Annotated in this window: 18 protein-coding genes and 1 tRNA gene; 11 read left to right on the forward strand and 8 right to left on the reverse strand. The window is 65.9% G+C overall.

Features of this window, described 5'->3' with window-relative positions:
- Positions 1-245 precede the first annotated feature (245 nt).
- On the forward strand, positions 246-1,340 hold the full coding sequence (locus tag G5V65_RS01710; protein ID WP_165046684.1) for a carboxynorspermidine decarboxylase: 1,095 nt from the start codon (positions 246-248) through the stop codon (positions 1,338-1,340).
- 42 nt (positions 1,341-1,382) lie between these two features.
- The gene (locus G5V65_RS01715) at positions 1,383-2,621 is read left to right on the forward strand and encodes a saccharopine dehydrogenase family protein (RefSeq protein WP_165046685.1); all 1,239 of its coding nucleotides are present in this window, start codon (positions 1,383-1,385) and stop codon (positions 2,619-2,621) included.
- Positions 2,622-2,746: 125 nt separating this feature from the next.
- Here the strand turns inward: G5V65_RS01715 and G5V65_RS01720 are convergent, their stop codons facing one another.
- The 6 genes from G5V65_RS01720 to G5V65_RS01745 all read right to left on the reverse strand — a co-directional run bounded on the left by G5V65_RS01720 (position 2,747) and on the right by G5V65_RS01745 (position 9,170).
- Positions 2,747-3,598 (reverse strand): endonuclease/exonuclease/phosphatase family protein, encoded by an 852-nt coding sequence (locus tag G5V65_RS01720; protein ID WP_165046686.1) that lies wholly within the window; start codon positions 3,596-3,598, stop codon positions 2,747-2,749.
- A gap of 9 nt (positions 3,599-3,607) precedes the next feature.
- Positions 3,608-5,068 carry a xylulokinase gene (xylB, locus tag G5V65_RS01725; RefSeq protein ID WP_165046687.1) on the reverse strand — a complete coding sequence of 487 codons (1,461 nt, stop codon included), beginning with the start codon at positions 5,066-5,068 and terminating at the stop codon, positions 3,608-3,610.
- Positions 5,065-6,030, reverse strand: coding sequence for a sugar-binding transcriptional regulator (locus G5V65_RS01730; protein ID WP_165046688.1), 966 nt, complete (start codon positions 6,028-6,030; stop codon positions 5,065-5,067). The genes xylB and G5V65_RS01730 overlap by 4 nt, the downstream gene beginning before the upstream one ends.
- A gap of 10 nt (positions 6,031-6,040) precedes the next feature.
- A complete protein-coding gene (locus G5V65_RS01735; protein WP_165046689.1) occupies positions 6,041-6,868 on the reverse strand; it encodes a carbohydrate ABC transporter permease in 828 nt (275 codons plus the stop codon).
- Positions 6,868-7,746 (reverse strand): carbohydrate ABC transporter permease, encoded by an 879-nt coding sequence (locus G5V65_RS01740; RefSeq protein ID WP_165046690.1) that lies wholly within the window; start codon positions 7,744-7,746, stop codon positions 6,868-6,870. The genes G5V65_RS01735 and G5V65_RS01740 overlap by 1 nt, the downstream gene beginning before the upstream one ends.
- A gap of 86 nt (positions 7,747-7,832) precedes the next feature.
- Positions 7,833-9,170, reverse strand: a complete 1,338-nt coding sequence (locus tag G5V65_RS01745) for an ABC transporter substrate-binding protein (RefSeq protein ID WP_165046691.1) — start codon at positions 9,168-9,170, stop codon at positions 7,833-7,835.
- Positions 9,171-9,298: 128 nt separating this feature from the next.
- On the opposite strand from G5V65_RS01745, the gene G5V65_RS01750 reads away from it, so the two are divergent.
- The 7 genes from G5V65_RS01750 (at position 9,299) to G5V65_RS01780 (ending at position 15,825) form a co-directional block, all read left to right on the forward strand.
- Complete coding sequence (locus G5V65_RS01750; protein WP_165046692.1) at positions 9,299-10,363, forward strand: ABC transporter ATP-binding protein; 1,065 nt, start codon at positions 9,299-9,301, stop codon at positions 10,361-10,363.
- The gene (locus G5V65_RS22600; protein WP_165046693.1) at positions 10,360-11,706 is read left to right on the forward strand and encodes a sn-glycerol-1-phosphate dehydrogenase; all 1,347 of its coding nucleotides are present in this window, start codon (positions 10,360-10,362) and stop codon (positions 11,704-11,706) included. The genes G5V65_RS01750 and G5V65_RS22600 overlap by 4 nt, the downstream gene beginning before the upstream one ends.
- Positions 11,703-12,263: an SIS domain-containing protein gene (locus tag G5V65_RS01760; protein WP_165046694.1), complete on the forward strand. Its 561-nt coding sequence runs from the start codon at positions 11,703-11,705 to the stop codon at positions 12,261-12,263. Before G5V65_RS22600 ends, G5V65_RS01760 begins: the two co-directional genes overlap by 4 nt.
- Positions 12,264-12,268: 5 nt before the next feature.
- Positions 12,269-13,039, forward strand: coding sequence for an SDR family oxidoreductase (locus tag G5V65_RS01765; protein ID WP_165046695.1), 771 nt, complete (start codon positions 12,269-12,271; stop codon positions 13,037-13,039).
- The gene (locus G5V65_RS01770; protein ID WP_343162806.1) at positions 13,032-13,937 is read left to right on the forward strand and encodes an HAD-IIA family hydrolase; all 906 of its coding nucleotides are present in this window, start codon (positions 13,032-13,034) and stop codon (positions 13,935-13,937) included. Before G5V65_RS01765 ends, G5V65_RS01770 begins: the two co-directional genes overlap by 8 nt.
- A 115-nt stretch (positions 13,938-14,052) precedes the next feature.
- On the forward strand, positions 14,053-15,105 hold the full coding sequence (locus G5V65_RS01775; RefSeq protein ID WP_165046696.1) for a GSCFA domain-containing protein: 1,053 nt from the start codon (positions 14,053-14,055) through the stop codon (positions 15,103-15,105).
- Between the two features lie 3 nt (positions 15,106-15,108).
- On the forward strand, positions 15,109-15,825 hold the full coding sequence (locus tag G5V65_RS01780; RefSeq protein ID WP_165046697.1) for a hypothetical protein: 717 nt from the start codon (positions 15,109-15,111) through the stop codon (positions 15,823-15,825).
- 9 nt (positions 15,826-15,834) lie between these two features.
- On the opposite strand, the gene G5V65_RS01785 is transcribed toward G5V65_RS01780, so the two are convergent.
- Positions 15,835-15,910 (reverse strand) — tRNA-Lys (locus G5V65_RS01785).
- Between the two features lie 96 nt (positions 15,911-16,006).
- Between G5V65_RS01785 and dapF the strand changes: the two genes are divergently transcribed.
- On the forward strand, positions 16,007-16,858 hold the full coding sequence (dapF, locus tag G5V65_RS01790; protein ID WP_165046698.1) for a diaminopimelate epimerase: 852 nt from the start codon (positions 16,007-16,009) through the stop codon (positions 16,856-16,858).
- Positions 16,855-18,120 carry a tRNA (N(6)-L-threonylcarbamoyladenosine(37)-C(2))-methylthiotransferase MtaB gene (gene mtaB / locus G5V65_RS01795; protein WP_165046699.1) on the forward strand — a complete coding sequence of 422 codons (1,266 nt, stop codon included), beginning with the start codon at positions 16,855-16,857 and terminating at the stop codon, positions 18,118-18,120. The genes dapF and mtaB overlap by 4 nt, the downstream gene beginning before the upstream one ends.
- Here the strand turns inward: mtaB and G5V65_RS01800 are convergent.
- The gene (locus G5V65_RS01800) at positions 18,117-19,145 is read right to left on the reverse strand and encodes a substrate-binding domain-containing protein (RefSeq protein WP_165046700.1); all 1,029 of its coding nucleotides are present in this window, start codon (positions 19,143-19,145) and stop codon (positions 18,117-18,119) included. The genes mtaB and G5V65_RS01800 overlap by 4 nt on opposite strands.
- Positions 19,146-19,340: the final 195 nt, after the last annotated feature.

Consider the following 19,340-nt stretch of genomic DNA (forward strand, 5'->3'; position numbering starts at 1 on the left):
ATGCAGCTAGGGGCGGGGGTGCGGGGCGCCAAGGGAGATCACCGGATGGTGACGCCTTGTTTCAGGCGGGATCGGGATGGCGGCGGGGCAACCCCCTCCCCTGCCCTCCCCCGCAGGCGGGGGAGGGAGATTGCGGCTCTCCTGTCATGGGGGTGTCATGCGGGGGGCATACGGGGCTTGCGCGGGGGGGGGGATGCCCCTAAATACCCCCGCTCTTGTTTCCCTTTGGCCCCGGGGGGTTTCGGATGATCCAGACACCGTTCTATCTGATCGACCGCGCAAAGCTGGCGCGGAACATGGCCGTGATGGACGAGTTGCGCGCCGGGTCGGGGGCGAAGGTCCTGCTGGCGCTGAAATGTTTCGCGACATGGCCGGTCTTCGACCAGATGCGGGAGCATATGGACGGGACGACATCTTCGAGCCTTTATGAATTGCGGCTGGGGCGCGAGAAGTTCGGCAAGGAGACGCATGCCTATTCGGTGGCCTGGCCGGAACATGAGATTGCGGAAGCCGTGGGCCATGCCGACAAGATCATCTTCAATTCGGTGGGGCAGTTGGAGCGGTTCGACAACCAGTCGGCCAGCATCGCGCGGGGGCTGCGGCTGAACCCGCGGTTTTCCACCAGCGGCTTTGACCTTGCCGATCCGGCGCGGCCGTTTTCGCGCCTGGGCGAGTGGGATGCGGGGAAGATCGAGCGGGTGATGGACCGGGTTTCCGGCTTCATGATCCATTACAATTGCGAGAATGCGGATTTCGACCTGTTCGACCGTCAGCTGACGCGGATCGAGGAAGAGTTCGGCGGCCTGTTGGCGCGGTTGAAATGGGTGAGCCTTGGCGGTGGGATCCATTTCACGGGCGAAGGATATCCGGTGGCCAGGCTGGCGGCGCGGCTGCGGGCATTTTCAGAGCGGTTCGGGGTGCAGGTCTATCTGGAACCTGGCGAGGCGGCGATCACGGGGGCGGCGTCGCTGGAGGTGACGGTGCTGGACGTGATGAACAACGGCAAGGATCTGGCGATCGTGGATTCCTCGGTCGAGGCGCATATGCTGGACCTGCTGATCTACCGCATTTCGGGGAAGATGGAGGTCGCGGGGGATCACCCCTACATGATCTGCGGGAAGTCCTGTCTGGCGGGGGATGTGTTCGGCGAGTTCAATTTCCCTGCGCCGTTGAATGTGGGTGACCGGCTGAGCATCGCGGATGCGGCGGGTTACACGATGGTCAAGAAGAACTGGTTCAACGGGGTGAAGATGCCGAGCATCGTCATCAAGGAGCTGGACGGTTCGATGACTGTCGCGCGGGAATTCGGCTATGCCGATTTTGCCGGGAATCTTGGCTGAATTTGCCGGTCTGTCCGGCCCTTCCTCTAGGGGGTGAATTCCATGAAACGCAACGTGTTGATCATCGGCGCAGGCGGTGTGGCGCAGGTCGTGGCGCATAAATGCGCGCAGGCCAATGACCGGCTGGGCGATCTGCATATCGCGTCCCGGACGGTGGGGAAGTGCGAGGCGATCATCGCGTCGGTGCATGAGAAGGGCGCGATGAAGGTGCCCGGCGTCTTTGCCGCCCATGCGGTGGATGCGATGGACAGCGCGGCGGTTGTCGCGCTGATCCGGCGGCTGGGGGTGGAGATCGTCATCAACGTGGGGTCGTCCTTCGTGAACATGCCGGTGCTGGAGGCCTGTATCGAGGCGGGCGTGGCCTATATGGACACGGCGATCCATGAGGATGCGGGGAAGATCTGCGAGACGCCGCCGTGGTATGGGAATTACGAGTGGAAGCGGCGGGATCGGTGCAAGGCGGCGGGGGTGACGGCGATCCTTGGCGTGGGGTTCGATCCGGGTGTCGTGAATTCCTGGGCGCGGGTGGCGGAGGATGAGTTTCTGGATGAGATCACGTCGATTGATATCGTTGATATCAATGCCGGGTCGCACGGGAAGTATTTCGCGACGAATTTCGATCCGGAGATCAATTTCCGCGAGTTTACCGGGACGGTCTATTCCTGGCAGGGCGGCAAGTGGCAATCGAACAGCATGTTCGAGGTGGGCCGCGTCTGGGACATGCCGGTGGTGGGCGAACAGAAGGCCTATCTGACCGGGCATGACGAGGTGCATTCGCTGTCGGCGCGCTATCCGGGGGCGGATGTGCGGTTCTGGATGGGGTTCGGGGACCATTACATCAACGTGTTCACCGTGCTGAAGAACCTTGGGCTTCTGTCGGAGAAGCCCGTGCGGACGGCGGAGGGACTTGAGGTGGTGCCGTTGAAGGTGGTGAAGGCGGTGCTGCCTGATCCGGCCTCGCTGGCGCCGGGGTATTCGGGGAAGACCTGCATCGCGACGATTGCGCGGGGGGTGAAGGACGGGAAGCCTGCGGAAGTGATGCTGTATAACGTGGCGGACCATGCCGAGGCCTTTGCCGAGGTCGGGTCGCAGGGGATTTCCTATACGGCGGGGGTGCCTCCGGTCGCGGCGGCGCTGCTGGTGGCGGATGGGACCTGGGATGTGGGGACGATGGTGAATGTGGAGGAGCTGAATCCGAAGCCGTTCATGAACCTGCTGAACGTGATGGGTCTGCCGAACCGGGTGAAGGATGCGGGCGGCGATCGGGAATTGGCGTTTTGACGTAAGGCGGGGTTAACCCCGCCCTACGGTAGGGGGCGCGCCTGCGGGTGCGCCCTTTTTCTTTGGTGGGTGTGGTAGGGCGGGGTTGACCCCGCCTTGCGCTGGGGGGCGGGGTGAACCCCGCCCTACAGGGCCAGGTCGATGTGCAGGGGGTGGTGGTCGGAGGCGGGGTTTTCGTTTTCGGTCCAGACCTTGGTGACCAGAGGGGCGAGGTCGGGGGTCAGGAAGATGTGGTCGAGTTGGCGGAGGCGGGTTTGACCTGCGATGACCTTTTCATGCGTGTAGAGGCCCATGCCTGCGGCGGGGTCGATCAGCCCGCCCGCGTAGCGTGCGCCGGGGTGGTAGGGGGTTTGGGCGACGAGGGCGCGGTATTCGGCGCTGCCGGGTTCCATGTTGAAATCGCCCGCCCAGATGGCGCGGCTGGGGTTGGGGGGTTCGGCTTCGCCTTCGGTCCAGTTGCGGGAGGGTTCGTCGTCGGTGCCGCTCCACGGGCCGCCTTCGACGGTTGGGTTGGCGAGGACGTGTTGGAGGAAAGCGATCTGGTCGAGGCGTTCTTCGACGCCGACATGGGCGAGGTGGAGGTTGACCAGTTTGAGGGGGCCGGAGGGGTGGGCGATGACGGCCTCGAGCGCCGCCGTCTGGGTGTTGATGGGGTCGAGCATGCGGCGCTTGGGCAGGGGCCATGTGCGGGACCAGAGGATGGGCCAGCGGGAGAGGATCAGCGGGCCGAACTGGCGGCGTTTCACCTTCTCGCCGGGAAGCGCCATGTCGAAGGCGGGGGCGTAGACCATGTGGTGGTCGGGGAGGAGTGAGGCGAGGAGTGCGGGCTGGTCGTCTTGGTTTGTGCGGGACCAGTGGCGGTCGACCTCTTGGCAAGCGATGAGGTCGCGGGTGCGGAGCGTGTCGGCGATGCGGGCGAGGCTGTAGGTGCCGTCCGCGCCGAAGCCGTATTGGATGTTCCAGGTGGTGAGCTTCATGGCGGCAGGCTAGCCGCGGCGGGCGCTTTCCACCAGTGCGTCGAAGCGGGCTTTTCTGGGGGCGAGGCGTTGGGCGAGCGCGGGGTCGGGGTCCACGGTGCCGCGCATGGGCAAGGGGGCGGAGAGGACGTCGGTGGAGGCACCTGCGGCCACGGCGGCAAGGCGGGCTGCCCCTGCGGGGCCGCCGATGTCGCTGCGCGCGGGAAGGGCCACGGGTTCACCAATCGCCGTGGCGATGAGGGTGGTCCAGAGGGCGGAGCGGGTGCCACCGCCGACTGCGACGAAGCGTTGGGGGATGGCGCCCACTTCACGTTGGGCGGCGATGCAATCGGCGAACTGGAAGGCGACGCCTTCCATCGTGGCGTAACCCATCATGGCACGGTCCACGCCGGGGTGGAGGCCTTCGAGGCGGCCTGTGGCCTGTGGTCTGTTGGCCGGAGTGCGGATGCCGGTAAGGCAGGGGAGGAAGACGGGGGAGGCGTCGGTCTTGCGGGCATCCATCGCCTCGGCCTCACCCGCCAGAGTGGCGGCGGTGGTGCCGGAGAGGCGGGCGGTCCAATCCAGTGCTGCGGTGGCGGACATGACGACGCCCATCGACAGGAAGGTGTCGGGCGCGGCGTGGGCGGAGGTGAGGATGGCGCGTTGGGGGCCGGGGTGGAAGGTGGCGTCCACGATGCAGGCGACGCCGGATGTGCCGATGGTGAGGACCGCGTCGCCGGGGCGGGCGGCGCCTGCGCCGAGGGTGGAGGCCATGTTGTCGCCCGCGCCTGCGGCGACGGGGATGTTGGGCTTCATCCCCCAGCGCTGGGCGAGGTGGGGGCGGAGTCCTCCGGCAGCTTTCCATGCGGAGGTGACGGGAGGCAGGTGGTCGGGGTTCCAGCCTGCGAGTTCGCAAAGCTGCGCGTCCCATTCGCCGGTGCGGCAATCCATCAGTTGGGTGCCGCCTGCGTCGGTGGGTTCGGTGGCGACTTCGCCTGTCAGGGCGAGGCGGACGTAATCCTTGGTGAGCAGCAGCATCCGGGCGTCGCGCATGACCTGCGGTTCGTGCTTTGCCAGCCAGAGCAGTTTCGGGGCGGTGATGCCGGGGTCGGGGGTGCCGTTGGTGCGGCTTCCGATGTCGGGGCAGCGTTGCAGGAGTTCGGCGCATTCGGCGATGCTGCGCTGGTCGTTCCAGAGGATCGCGGGGCGCAGGGGTTTCAGCGATTTGTCGAGGAGAAGGGCGCAGAGCATCTGGCCCGAGAGGCCGATGGCGGAAACGGCGGCCATTTCGCGCGGCGCGGTGGCGGCGAGGCGGTCGAGGCAGGACCAGACGGCGGCGACCCAATCGTCGGCCTCCTGTTCGGACCAGCCGACATGGGGGATGGAGACGGCGATGGGTTGGGCGGCATCGGCCAGCACGGTTTCGGCGTCTTGCAGGATAACGGCCTTCACGCCCGAAGTGCCAAGGTCGATGCCGATGGTCAGGGTCATGCGGCCACCAAGGCGCGGGCGGTGTTTTCTTCTGTCACGAAGGTGTCAATCAGGCCGAGGCCGAGGATGGCGCGGCAGACGGGAACCTTATGCGCGCCGCCAGCGGCGAGGATCACGTTGGGGATGCGGGCGAGGTCGGGGATGCCGATGCCAATGACCTTTTCGTTGATCGGGTGGTCGATGGGGCGGCCTGCCGCGTCGATCACGGTGCCGAGGATGTCGCCGACGCCACCTGCGGCGCGGAGTTCTTCGATCGTGGTGCCGCCGGGCAGGGCGTCGCGCATGAGGAGGGAGCGTTTGGACAGATCGCCCGCCGCCATGGCCAGCGCATCGACGGCGCGGATGCGTTCGAGGATGTCGCGGAAGACGTCGAGTTGCATGATCGTGTCGCGGCTTTCGGCGCTGCCTGCGTAGAGGGGGGCGGTGAAGTAGCTGTGCTGCGCGCCGAGGAGATCGGCGAGGCGGGTGGTGATTTCGAAGCTGTTCAGATCTGACCCGCGCGTCAGGCCGCCCATGACGGAGATCACCTCGAGATCCGGGCGTTCGATGGCGGCAAGGAAGCGGGTGGCGATGTTCAGCGTGCCGCCCCAGGACATGCCGAAGCTTTTCACCGTGGGTTCGGCGAGGATTTCGGACAGGAGGTTGCCAAGGGCTGCGCCGGTGATCGTCTGCACGTCGCTGTCCTGTGCCGGGGCGGGGGCGACGTAGGCCTGTTTCAGGCCGAACCTGGCGCAGAGCGCCTGTTCAAGGTCAAAGCAGGCGGCATAGGCGGTGTTGAAGGTGATGCGGACGAGGCCGATGCGATGCGCCTCGGACAGGGCCTTGTTCACGCGGAGGCGGGTGGCGCCGAGTTTTTCGGCGACCTTTTCCTGCGTCAGGCCTTCGACGTAATAGGCCCAGGCCACGCGCGCGAGAAAGCGCTGTTCGGCGTCGATCTGGGGCAGTTTGGGGGCGCGGGCCATCCGTATCCTATCACTTCACCGCGCCCATCGTCAGGCCGCGCACCAGATGTTTCGACGCGATGAGCGCGAAGATCAACACCGGGATGACGATCAGGGTCGAGGTGGCCATGATCTTTCCGTAGGGCACGTCATAGCCTTCCATGAAGGTGACGGCCATGGCGGGCGCGGTTTTCGCGGCCTTGGGGGCGAGGATGTAGGCGAAGAGAAGTTCGTTCCAGGAGAAGATGAAGGAGAGGATGGAGGAGACGGCGACGCCCGGCATGGCGAGGGGAAGGCAGATGGAGCGGAAGATGCGCCATTGCGAGGCGCCTTCGAGAAGCGCGGCCTCATCCAGTTCGCGGGGGATGGAGCGGAATTGATCGGTGCAGATCCAGATGACGATGGGGAGGGTGAAGGTCAGATACATCAGGATCAGCGCGAGATGGGTGTCGCGCAGGCCCAGTTCGCGGCTGAGCAGGAAGACGGGGAAGGCGAGGACGACGGGCGAGACGAAGCGGTTGGTGATGAACCAGAACCACAGGTCCTGCTTGCCGCGGAATTCGAAGCGGGCCAGCGCATAGGCGGCGGGGGTGCCGAGGATGACGGCGAGGGTGGTGGTGCAGGTGGCCACGATGATGGAGTTGATGAGGGAGATGCCGACCTTGTCTTCGAAAAGCACCTCCCAGTAATTCGCCAATGTGGGGGTGAATATCCAGGCGGGCGGGGATTGCAGGGCGATGACCTGTGTCTTCAGGCTGGTGGTGACCATCCAGTAGAAGGGGAAGATGCAGAAGGCGCAGATGGCGACGAGCAGCAGCCCTTCGGCAAGATAGGCGCGGCGTTGGATCGGGGCGGCCATCAGTTCACCTCGCGGTAGAAGAAGCGGATGTAGAGGCGGGCGAGGAAGATGGTGATCGCCAGCATGATGATCGCCTGGGCCGAGGCGAGGCCGATGTCGAATTGCCGGTTGCCCACGCGTTCGATCAGGACGGCGATGAATTCGGTGGCGGCGCCCGGTCCGCCGCGTGTCATGGTGAAGGGCATGTCGAAGAGTTTCAGCGTGTCGGCGGTGCGCAGGATCAGCACGGCGACGAGCGAGGGGATCAGGAAGGGAAGCTGCACATAGCGCAGGACGAGCCATTGGGATTTGGTTTCAAGCTGCGCGGCTTCCTCGATTTCCGGGGGCACGGTGGAGAGGCCCGCCAGCAGGACGAGGGCCACGAAGGGCGTCCATTGCCAGATGTCCCAGATGATGACGGCGATGAAGGCGTTGGTGGGGTCGCCGATGAAGTTGATCGCGTCGACGCCGAACCAGCCCAGCATCTGGTTCACCACGCCGTATTTCTGGTTGAGCATGACCTGCGCCAGAAGGCCCACCACGGCATAGGTGGTGGCCATGGGCAGGACGAGCGAGAGGCGGGTCAGCGTCTTGAAGAAGGTGAGCCCGGGGCGGTGCAGGACGATGGCGATCAGCAGGCCGAGGGCAAGCTGGATCGGGACGGAGATCAGGAACAGCGTCGCGGTGCGGCCCATGGCCTGCCAGAAGGTGATATCGGTCAGGACGTTGATGTAATTGTCGAGCCCGACGAAACGCGACTGGGCCTGCTTTGTGAGGTTGAAGTAATGCAGGCTTTTCCAGACCGCATAGAGCAGCGGTGCAATCCCCACGATCAGCAGGGCGGCGACGGCGGGGCCGAGAAAGGCGATGACCGTCTTTCGTGGCACTTGGGCTGTCATTCGGGCGGTCCTTCCGGGTGGAAATCCCCGGCCCATGGCGGGCCGGGGGCTTTGGTTCGAACGTAAGAGACTGTCAGCAGGCCGGATTACTGGGCCAGCGGCTTCTTGCCGTCATAGTATCCGGCTTCGGCGAGGACGGCTTCCATCTGTTCGCCGATGGTCTTTGCGCCCTCTTCGATGCTGACTTCGCCCAGCATCATCTTGGTGCCCCATTCCTGCACGATTTCCGTGATGGCGGGCCATTCGGCGAAGCGCGGACGGAATTCCGGCACGCCTTCCTGCCAGGATTCGACCAGGGCGGGGATGAACTTGAACTTTTCGGCCAATGCCGGATCGGCATAGGCCGACTGACGGGCCGGGACGCCGCCCATTTCAAGATACTTGCCCGCATTGGCCTTGGACGTCACCCACTGGATGAAGAGCCAGCCTGCGGCCTGCTCTGCCTCATCCGCCTGGCTTGCGACTGCAAGGGAGAAGCCGCCCAGCGCGGGTTTGCGGCCTGCGGGGCCGGTCGGTTCGGGCGCGATTTCCACGCAATCGGCCACGGTCGAGGTTTCGGGCGAAACCACGGTGGAATAGAAGGCCGACCATTCGGTGATCATCGCCACATCGCCCTGGGCGAAGGCGTTGACGGTTTCGGCATGGTCATAGGCGACGATGCCTTCGGGCATGAACTTCATCAGATCCTGACGGAATTGCAGCCCCGCCTGCGATTCGGGCGAGTTGAGGTTCGACTTGAATTCCGCGTTCAGGAAGGATCCGCCGAAGGGCCAGAGGAAGCGGGCGAAACTGTCGGCCGACTGGGTTTCGTTGCGCTTGGACTGCAGGGCATAGGCGTATTTGCCATCCTTGGTGAGCGCGGGGCCGTAGGTATCCATCACCTCTTGCCAGGTGGCCGGGGGTTTGTCGAAGCCCGCGGCCTCCAGCATGCAGCGGTTGTAGAAGAGAAGGCCGGAATAGTTGTCGAAGGGCAGGCCGTAGTTCACGCCATTCCACGACCCGAAGGCATCGAGGACCAGCGGGAAGAAATCCGCCATGTCGAGTTCGGGATCGGCCAGTTCGGGATTGTTGATGAAGGTTTCCGACGGCACGACCCAGCCGTTTTCGGCGAAGTTGCCCATCCAGACGAGGTCGATCAGCGCGATGTCGAGATCGCCGCCAGCGGCAAAATCGCGGACTTGTTCGCCCAGCGCGTTTTCATAGGGAACGACGGTGTAGTTGACCTTGATCCCCGTCGCTGCCTCGAAATCCGGGAGCATCTGGATCGCGGCGTTGTAGCCGGGGCGATCAAGGAACAGCACCTCGAGTTCGGTTCCGGCATAGGGTTTGGCGGCTTCTTCCAGCGTCCAGGCCTGTGCCTGGCCACCGATGGCGAATGCGGACGCGGCAAGCGCCAGCGCACTGACGTGCATCTTGAGTTTCATGGTTTCCTCCCAGCGGTTGAGCGTTTTGAACGGTTGACTTCCATTTGTAACGCTTAGCATATAAATGTATCGCAAGCGCATCCTGTCAACGGGAAAATGCGCAGGTCGCGGAAGGGGAGGGTCGGCGGATGGCCGAGGTGAAGCTGGTCGGGGTGAACAAGTTCTATGGCGGCCAACAGGCACTGCATGGCGTGAGCCTGGACATTGCCGATGGGGAATTCGCGGTTTTCGTGGGGCCTTCGGGATGCGGGAAATCCACGCTGCTGCGATCCATCGCGGGGCTGGAATCGATCAGCGGGGGGACGATTTCGATTGGCGGGCGGGATGTTTCCGGCCTTGCCCCATCGGAGCGGGATGTGGCGATGGTGTTCCAGTCTTATGCGCTGTATCCGCATATGACGGTGCGCGAGAACATGGATTTCGGGATGAAGATCAACAACTTCACCCCGGCAGACCGGGAACGGCGAATCGCCGAGGCGGCGCGGGTCTTGCAGCTGGAGCCCTATATGGACCGCAAGCCTTCGCAATTGTCGGGCGGGCAGCGGCAGCGGGTGGCGATCGGGCGGGCGATCGTGAAGCAGCCGAAGGTGTTCCTGTTCGACGAGCCTTTGTCGAACCTGGATGCCAAGCTGCGGGTGCAGATGCGGGTGGAGCTTGAGGCGCTGCATTCGGAGCTGAAGGCCACGATGATCTATGTGACGCATGACCAGGTGGAGGCCATGACGATGGCCGACAAGATCGTGGTGCTGAATGCGGGCCGGATCGAGCAGGTGGGCAGCCCGATGGAGCTGTATCACCGGCCGCGGACGGAGTTCGTGGCGGGCTTCATCGGCGCGCCGAGCATGAATTTCCTCGACATCCGTTCCGTGGGTGGTCGCATCACCTGCGGGGAGGCGGTGATCGGGACAGCCGCACCCGTGCCGGGCGCGGTGCGGCTGGGAATACGGCCCGAACATGTGGGGCTGGTGGCGGCGGGCGCGGGCGAGATGGGCGGCACGGTGGTGCTGCGCGAGACGCTGGGGGGGGATGCCTATCTGTATGTTCGGACGGCGGCGGGCCAGGTGGTGGTGCGCGCGGATGGGGATACGGCGCTGGACCATGGCGATACGGTCGGGCTGTCGATGCCCGCGAATCGGTTGCATCTGTTTGGCGCGGATGGGGTGACGCTGTCTTCGGGGGGTGTGACGGCATGACGGCGGATCTGATCGCGGGGGCGGTGGCCCGGTCGGCCACGGTGGCAGAGGTTCTGGTGGGGCGCGGGGTGCTGGCGGAGGCGGGCAACCTGTTCCGGCGGCAGTTCAGGGGCGATCTGGCCTGTATCATCGCGGATGAGAATACCTGGAAGGCGGCGGGAGCGGCGGTCGAGGCGGCGCTGCAGGCGGCGGGGGTGAAAGTGCGGCGGCATGTGCTGCCCGGGCGGCCCCGGCTGAAGCCGACCGTCGATCTGGCCAACAGCCTGCGGGATGTGCTGGCGAAGGACGGGTCGGTGCCGGTGGCGGTGGGATCGGGCGTGATCAACGATGTGGTGAAACACGCGGCTTTTGGCCTTGATAGAGACTATCTCTGCGTGGGCACGGCGGCGAGCATGGACGGCTATACCTCGGCCGGGTCGCCCCTGTCGGACCGGGGGTTCAAGAAGACGATCCAGTGCCGCCCTGCCAGGGCGGTGATCGGCGATCTGGACGTGATCGCGGCGGCACCTGCAGAGATGACGGGCTGGGGTTATGGCGACCTTGCGGGGAAGGTGCCTGCCGGGGGCGACTGGATCATCGCGGATGCGCTGGGGATCGAGGCGGTGGATGATGTGGCCTGGCCCCTGGTGCAGGGCGGATTGCGCGGCTGGCTTGGGGCGGCGGATGCGATTGCAGCGGGGGAGGCGCAGGCGCTGGAGGGGCTGTTTACCGGGCTGACGCTGGTGGGGCTGGCGATGGAGTTGCACGGGTCTTCGCGGCCTGCCTCGGGCGCGGATCACCAGATCGCGCATCTGTGGGAGATGGATGACCTGAAGTTCGGCGGCGAGCGGGTGAGCCATGGGGCCTGCGTGGCGGTGGGCTGCGTGATGGCGCTGCGGCTGTTCGACTGGCTGCTGGGGCAGGATCTGGCGCGGCTGGACGTGGCGGCGGCGGTGGCGGCGGCACCGTCGCTGGGCGTGAAGATCGCGGCGGTGCATGCGGCCTTTGGCCCCGGCGAGATTGCCGCGCGGGCGGTGGAGGAAGTGCGGGCCAAGCATGTGGAAGGGGCCGCGTTGCGGGCGCGGCTGGAGCGGGTGCGGGATGGCTGGCCCGTCTTGGCGGAGCGGTTGCGGGCGCAGGTTCTGGCGCCCGAGGCGATGGTGGGGATGCTGCACCGCGCGGGGGCGCCTGCCGAGGCAGAGGAGATCGGGGTGGGGCGCGATTACCTGCGTCGGACCACGCTGAACGCGCGGTTCCTGCGGAGCCGCTATACGGTGCTGGACCTGCTGGACGAATGCGGGATGCTGGAGGCGGCGGTGGAGGCGAGTTTGCCCCTGCCCGCGCGGAAGGAGGGGCGCGCATGAGGTATGCGGATCAGGTTTCGCGCGCGGCAGAGGAGTTGCGGGTTGCGGCGGCGGGGGTGGACCCTGCCGCGCTGGCGGGGATGGTGGAGGAATTGGCGGGCGCGCGGCGCGTGGTCTGTTACGGCGTGGGCCGTGAGGGGCTGATGATGCGGGCCTTGGCGATGCGGCTTTATCACATGGGGATGGATGCGCATGTGGTGGGGGATATGTCCTGCCCTCCGGTCGGAGCCGGGGATGTGCTGGTGGTGAGCGCGGGGCCGGGGAATTTTTCCACGGTGCTGGGGTTGATGGGCGTGGCCAAGGGGGCCGGGGCGCGGGTGGCCTGTGTCACGGCGCAGCCGGGGGCGGCGGTGCCTGCGGGGTCTGACCGGGTGCTGGTGATCCCGGCGCAGACGATGGCAGATGATACGGGGCCTGCGGTGGCGAGCGTGCTGCCCATGGGATCGCTGTTCGAGGGCGCGCAGTATCTGGTGTTCGAAATGCTGATCCTGATGCTGCGCGACCGGCTGGGGGTTTCCCCCGATGCGATGCGCGCGCGGCATACCAATCTGGAGTGAATGCCGTGGCGGAATGGGAGGGGCGGTTTTCGCTGGCGGGGCGCAAGGCGCTGGTCACCGGGGCAAGCAAGGGGATCGGGTTCGAGATTGCCCGCGTCTTTGCCGATGCGGGCGCGGATATCGTGGCCGTGGCGCGGGATGCGGACGGGTTGCTGGAGGTGAAGCGCGAGGTTGAGGCGCGGGGGCGGCGCTGTCTGGTGATCGAGGCGGAGATGGCGACGGCGGAAGGGCCTGTGCGGGCCGCGCGCGAGGCGCTGGAGGCCTGGGGGACCATCGACATTCTGGTGAACAACGCGGCGATTGCGCGGATTGCACCGGCGGTGGAGCTGTCGCTGGCGGATTGGGATGAGACGATGGCGGTGAATGTGCGCGCGCCGTTCCTGCTGGCGCAGGCCTTGGGGCCTGCGATGATCGCGCAGCGCTGGGGGAAGGTGATCAACATATCCTCGCAGACGGGGGTGATCGCGCTGGATGACCATGCGGCCTATGCGACGTCAAAAGGGGCGCTGAATGCGCTGACCAAGTCGCTTTGCGCGGAATGGGCGCGGCATAATGTGCAGGTGAACGCGATCTGCCCCACGGTGATCCTGACGCCGATGGGAAAGGCGGTCTGGGGGCCGGAGGAGAAGGGCGGGCCGATGCGCGCGGCCACGCCCGCGCGGCGGTTCGGGGAAACGGTGGAGGTGGCGGATATGGCGCTGTATCTGGCCTCGCCTGCGTCGGGGCTGGTGAACGGGGCCTTGATGATGATCGAAGGGGGCTATTCCAGTGTCTGAGGAATTGCGGGACGCGGAAGCGGCGTTCCTGCGCTATGAGGCGGTGCGGGCGCGGCTGCCTGCGGCGCGGTTTCCGGCGGAGCCTGTGTTTGCGCGGGATCTTTCCGAGGTGGCGGATCGCTGGGACGGGTTCGTTCTGGATGCCTTTGGCGTGCTGAACGTGGGCGAGACGCCGATTGCGGGCGCGGTGGCGCGGATGGCGGAATTGCGGGCGCGGGGCAAGAAGCTGTGCGTCTTGACCAATGCGGCGAGTTACACGCGGGCGGAGGCCTTGGTGAAGTATCGGCGGCTGGGCTTTGATTTCACCGAGGATGAGGTGGTGTCGAGCCGGGATGTCGCCGTCAGCCGGATCGGTATGCTGATGCCCGGCGCGCATTGGGCGGCGATCGCGGCAGAGGGGGACGGGTTTTCCGACATTCCGGGGCGCGTGGGGGATGCGGTGGCGGAGCCTGCGCTGTTCGATGTGGCGGATGGGGTGCTGTTCCTGTCTTCGGCGCGGTGGACCCCTGCCCTTCAGGCGCGGCTGATGGAGGCCATGGCGCGGCGGCCCATTCCCATCGTGGTGGCCAATCCCGATCTGGTGGCCCCGCGCGAAGATGGGCTGTCGCAGGAGCCGGGGTTGTTTGCCCATGCGGTGCTGGATCATGTGGGGGGCGTGGCGCATTGGTATGGCAAGCCCTTTGCCGACGGGTTCCACGATGCCTGCGCGCGGACGGGGCTGCCGCCGGAGCGGCTGGCCATGGTGGGGGATACGCTGCATACCGATGTGCTGGGTGGCCGCGCGGCGGGGATGGGCGCGGTGCTGGTGGCCGATCACGGCCTGTTCGCGGGGCGGGACGTGCGGGGATATATCGCGCGGTCGGGGATCGTGCCGGATGCGGTGGTGGCGACGACCTGACGCGCGGGCGCGGCGGGGGTTGCAAGGGGGGGCCTTGTCATGCCCTATTCACCCTTGCGTGGTGCGGCGGGGGTGATGGCCCGCCTGCCCTGTCTGTAACGAGTTGGAGTTTTCGATGAACCCCTATCAATCGCTGGACGAGCGATATTTCTGGTCGCCTGCCGTGGCGCAGAAGAACATGTTCGACATCGAGCGGTTGTGGGAGCCGAAATTCCGCATCGGGCCACGCGCGCCGGTGGCGACCTTCGGTTCCTGTTTCGCGCAGCATATCGGGCGGGCGCTGAAAGGGCGGGGTTTCAACTGGATGGATGCCGAGCCCGCGCCAACCGGATTGCCGGCGGATGTGGCGAAGACCTTCGGCTTTGGCGTCTTTTCGGCGCGGACGGGCAATATCTATACGGCCTCGCTGCTGGCGCAATGGGTGGGTTGGGCGCTGGGCGACAGCGCCCCGCCCGAGGAGGTGTGGGAGAAGGACGGGCGGTTCTACGATCCGTTCCGCCCGGTGATCGAGCCGGGGGGATTCGCCTCGGCCCAGGAGATGCTGGCCGGGCGCGAGATGGCGATCGAGGCGTTCCGGAAATGCATCACCGAGGCGCGGGTCTTCGTCTTTACGCTGGGCCTGACGGAAAGCTGGTTCAACCGCGAGGAGGGCCATGAATACCCGATGTGCCCCGGCACGGCGGCGGGGGAGTTCGACGCGGATCGGCATGAATTCCGCAATCAGGATTATGTCTTCATCCGGCGAAAGCTGGTGGAGGCGATCCGGCGGATGCGGCAGGCCAATCCCCGGCTTTCGGTGCTGCTGACGGTGTCGCCGGTGCCGTTGACGGCGACGATGTCGGGCAATCATGTGCTGCTGGCGACGACGGAATCGAAAGCGGTGCTGCGGGCGGTGGCGGGCAGCGTGAGCCGGGCGCTGCCTTTCGTGGATTATTTCCCGTCTTACGAGATCATCAGTTCGACGCCCTATCGCGGCAGTTTCTTTGAACCGAACCAGCGCGGGGTGAATCCGGCGGGCGTGGCGCATGTGATGGACATGTTCTTTGCCTGCCTGATGGCGAAATATCCGCTGCCGGTGGCGACGGGGAAAAAGCCGGGAAAGGCGAAGGGCGATGTCGCCTGTGAAGAGGCGCTGCTGGCGGCCTTTGGCACGAAGGCGGGGGGCTGAGCCATGCGGATCTGCGTGATCGGCAACAGCCATGCCGGTGCCATCAAGGAAGGGTGGGACCGGATCGCCGCGGATCATCCCGGCGTGGCGGTGCAGTTTTTCGCGGCACCCGGGGACAATATGGATGGCCTGAAGCTTTTCGAAGGGAGGATGGTCGCGACGGAGCCGTTGCTGGCAGAGTTCGTGACGCTTTCGAGCGGGGGGCAGACCGAGATTCGACCAGAGGCCCATGACCTGTTCCTGATCGTCGGCCTGGGATTGCGACCGCCGAAGATGGACCGGCGGCTAAGCGCGCAGGTCTATCGCGCAGTCACCTCGGAGCTGTCGAGATGCCTTGCCTGCCGTGTCGCCGGGATGATCCGCATGGTTAGCGAGGCCCCCATCCTGATGCTGCCGAACCCGCTTCCGGCAAGGCAGCCGACCCCCGACGAGACGGAAGGCCGTCTCATGCGCCAGGAAGATTGCCTGCGGGATGTGCAGTCAGCGTTGGGCCTGAATGGCCTTCAGATCCTGCGGCAGCCTGAAGAGACCTTGTCATCCGAATGGACAACGGACCGGCGATGGAGTGAAGGGTCAACCACGCTGGCCGGAGTGATCGGGATGGCGCCGGGCGCGATGCATCCGGACAGCGAATTCAATCACATGAATGCGGATTACGGGGCATTGTGGCTTTCCATCATCCTTGCCGATCTGGCAGGGAAGCCCAGGCATTCGCGCTGATCTGGAAAGTGGTGAGCCGGACAGGATTCGAACCTGTGACCCGCTGATTAAAAGTCAGCTGCTCTACCAACTGAGCTACCGGCCCCACGAGGGGGGTGATTAGTGGCCGCGCGCGGGGGGGTCAAGGGCAAAAAATGCGCGGCTCTGGATAATTCGGGGGGGCGGGCGTATATGGGCGGACATGATGGAAACGCGCGCCCCTGATGGCCTGCCCTTCATGAAAATGCATGGGCTTGGCAATGACTTCGTGGTGATCGACTCGCGCGGGCGCGGGGCGGCGGCGGCTGGTGTGACGACGCCGGGGCTGGCGCGGGCGCTGGGGGACCGGAATCGGGGGGTGGGCTTTGACCAGCTGGCCGAGATCCGGGATGCCGAGGGTGCGGATTTCGCGCTGGATTTCTGGAACAGCGATGGCAGCCGGGCCGGGGCCTGCGGGAATGCGACGCGCTGCGTTGCGGATTACATGATGCGGCAGCTGGGGCGCGAGGCGGTGACGCTGGTGACGGCGCGCGGCGGGTTGTCGGCGGTGCGGCGGGGTGACGGGCTGGTATCGGTGAACATGGGGCCGCCGCAGCTGGACTGGCGCGAGGTGCCCTTGGCGCGCGAGGTGGATGTGGAGCATCTGCCGATGGACGGCGATCCGGTGGCGGTGGGGATGGGGAACCCGCATGCGGTGTTCTTCGTGCCGGATGCCGAGGCGGTGGATGTGGCGGGATGGGGCGCGCGGGTGGAGCATGATCCGCTGTTTCCGGCGCGGACGAATGTGGAATTCGTGTCGCTGACGGGGCCGGATCACCTGCGGATGCGGGTCTGGGAGCGGGGGGCGGGCATCACGCTGGCCTGCGGGTCTGGCGCCTGTGCGACGGCGGTGGCGGCGCATCTGCGGGGCCTGACGGGGCGGCGGGTGGTGATCGACGTGGATGGCGGGCGGCTGGAGCTGGACTGGCGCGCGGATGGGGTCTGGATGACGGGGCCGGTGGCGCATGTGTTCGATGCGGTGCTGACGGCGGATTTTCTGGCGGCAGCGGGATGAGTGCGCCGGTTTTTGCCACGCTGGGCTGCCGTCTGAATGCATACGAGACGGAAGCGATGAAGGAGCTTTCCACTGCTGCGGGGGTGGAGAATGCGGTGATCGTGAACACCTGCGCGGTGACGGCGGAAGCCGTGCGGAAGGCCAAGCAGGAAATCCGGCGGCTGAGCCGGGAGAATCCGGGGGCCACGATCATCGTGACGGGCTGCGCGGCGCAGACGGAGCCGGAGACCTTTGCGGCGATGCCCGAAGTGGCGCGGGTGATCGGCAATCACGAGAAGATGCAGGCGGAGACCTGGGCGGGCTTGCGCGCGCCCATCCCCGGAGCTGACCTGATCGGGGTGACCGAGAAGGTGCAGGTCGATGACATCATGTCGGTGCGGGAGACGGCGGGGCATCTGATCGACGGGTTCGGGCGGCATCGGGCCTATGTGCAGGTGCAGAACGGGTGCGATCATCGCTGCACCTTCTGCATCATCCCCTATGGGCGGGGGAATTCGCGGTCGGTTCCTGCGGGCGTGGTGGTGGAGCAGATCAAGCGGCTGGTGGATCGCGGGTTCAACGAGGTGGTGCTGACCGGGGTGGACCTGACATCCTGGGGCGCCGACTTGCCCGCGCAGCCCCGGCTGGGCGATCTGGTGATGCGGATCCTGCGTCTGGTGCCGGATCTGCCGCGGCTGCGGATTTCGTCGATCGACAGCATCGAGGCGGATGAGGCGCTGATGGGGGCGATTGCCACCGAGCCACGCCTGATGCCGCATCTGCATCTGAGCTTGCAGGCGGGGGATGACCTGATCCTGAAACGGATGAAGCGGCGGCATCTGCGGGATGATGCGATCCGCTTCTGCGAAGAGGCGCGGCGGTTGCGGCCCGACATGGTGTTCGGCGCGGATATCATCGCGGGCTTCCCGACCGAGACGGAGGAGATGTTCGCGCGGTCTGTCGATCTGGTGCGGGACTGCGGGCTGACCTTCCTGCATGTCTTTCCGTTTTCGCCCCGCAAGGGGACACCTGCGGCGCGGATGCCTCAGGTCCGGGGGCCAGAGATCAAGGAGCGCGCGGCGCGGCTGCGGGCGGTGGGGGATGCCGCGCTGGCTGTGCATCTGGCGGCGCAGGTGGGGGTTGCCCATCGCGTGCTGATGGAAGGGCCGCGCATGGGGCGGACGGAGCAGTTCACCGAAGTCGATTTCGGCGCGGATCAGCCGGAAGGGCAGATCGTGACGGCGCGTGTTACCGGATTTGCCGGCGGCCGGTTGGTGGCCTAGCGGCGGATCGTGTCGCCCGGTTGCAGGGTGGGGGTGAGTTCGATCACCTCGCCCCCGATGACGCCGTCATGCTTGCCTGCGATGATTTCCGCCGCGCGGCGGCCGATTTCGAGGCGGCAGGCATCCATGGTGGCCAGACGACGGGGCAGGCCATCCAGCAGTTCGACACCGTTGAAACCCGCAAGGCCGATCTTGCCCGGCACGTCGATGCCCTTTTCCAGGCACCAGAGCAGGCCCCCTGCCCCGATCATGTCGTTTGAATAATAGAGGAAATCGACATCGGGCGTGCGTTTCAGGACGGCCTCGGTCATTTCGCGGCCCTTCAGCAGGGCGGAGCCGCCGGAATAGAATTCGCGGTCGGCCAAAGTGAGCCCGGCCTTGGCGAGCGCTTCTTCGAAGCCCTCGAGCCGTTTGCGGGCGCGGTGGTCATAGGGCATCATCGTGCCGCAGAAGGCGATGCGGCGGTAGCCCGCGGCGATGATCGCCTCGGCCATCTGGCGGCCTGCGCGGCGGTGAGAGATGCCGACCGCGCTGTCGACGGCCTCGCCGTCGATATCCATGATCTCGACAATCGGGATGCCCGCCTGGGCCAGCATGGCGCGGGAGGCTTCGGTATGTTCCAGCCCTGCGACGATCATGCCCGAGGGGCGCCATGACAGCATTTCGTAGATCACCGCCTCTTCGCGTTCGGGGGAATAGTTGGTGACGCCGACGACGGGTTGCAGGCCGGTATCTTCCAGCATGTCGGAAATGCCTGTCAGCACCTCGGGGAAGACCATGTTGGAGAGGGAGGGGATGATGACGCCGACGAGGTTGACGCGCTGCGAGGCGAGGGCGCCCGCGATCTTGTTCGGCACGTAGCCCAGGGTGCGCGCAGCCTCCAGCACGCGTTCGCGGGTGGAGTCGGAGACATCGCCGCGATTGCGCAGCACGCGACTGACCGTCATCTCGCTTACGCCCGAGGCTTCGGAGACGTCGCGAAGCGTGAGGGTGCGGCGAGGGTCGATCACGGGGGGTTTGGTCACAGGGAATGATCCTGAACTGCATGTCTCGGGCCATTGTTAGCCCTAAACTACCCCCTTGTCCAAGGGGCGATCATGGGTTATGTTACCGCTAACAGCCATAGGCTGACATATATCCTGCGCGTCCTGCAAGCTCTCAACCCAGACGCAACGGACATGAGGGGGAAGTGGTGGGCCAAAATTCACTTCCCCCTTTTT

Origin of the sequence: Paragemmobacter kunshanensis, assembly GCF_011059185.1 — a bacterium.
In the GTDB taxonomy this organism is placed as follows: Bacteria; Pseudomonadota; Alphaproteobacteria; order Rhodobacterales; family Rhodobacteraceae; genus Paragemmobacter; species Paragemmobacter kunshanensis.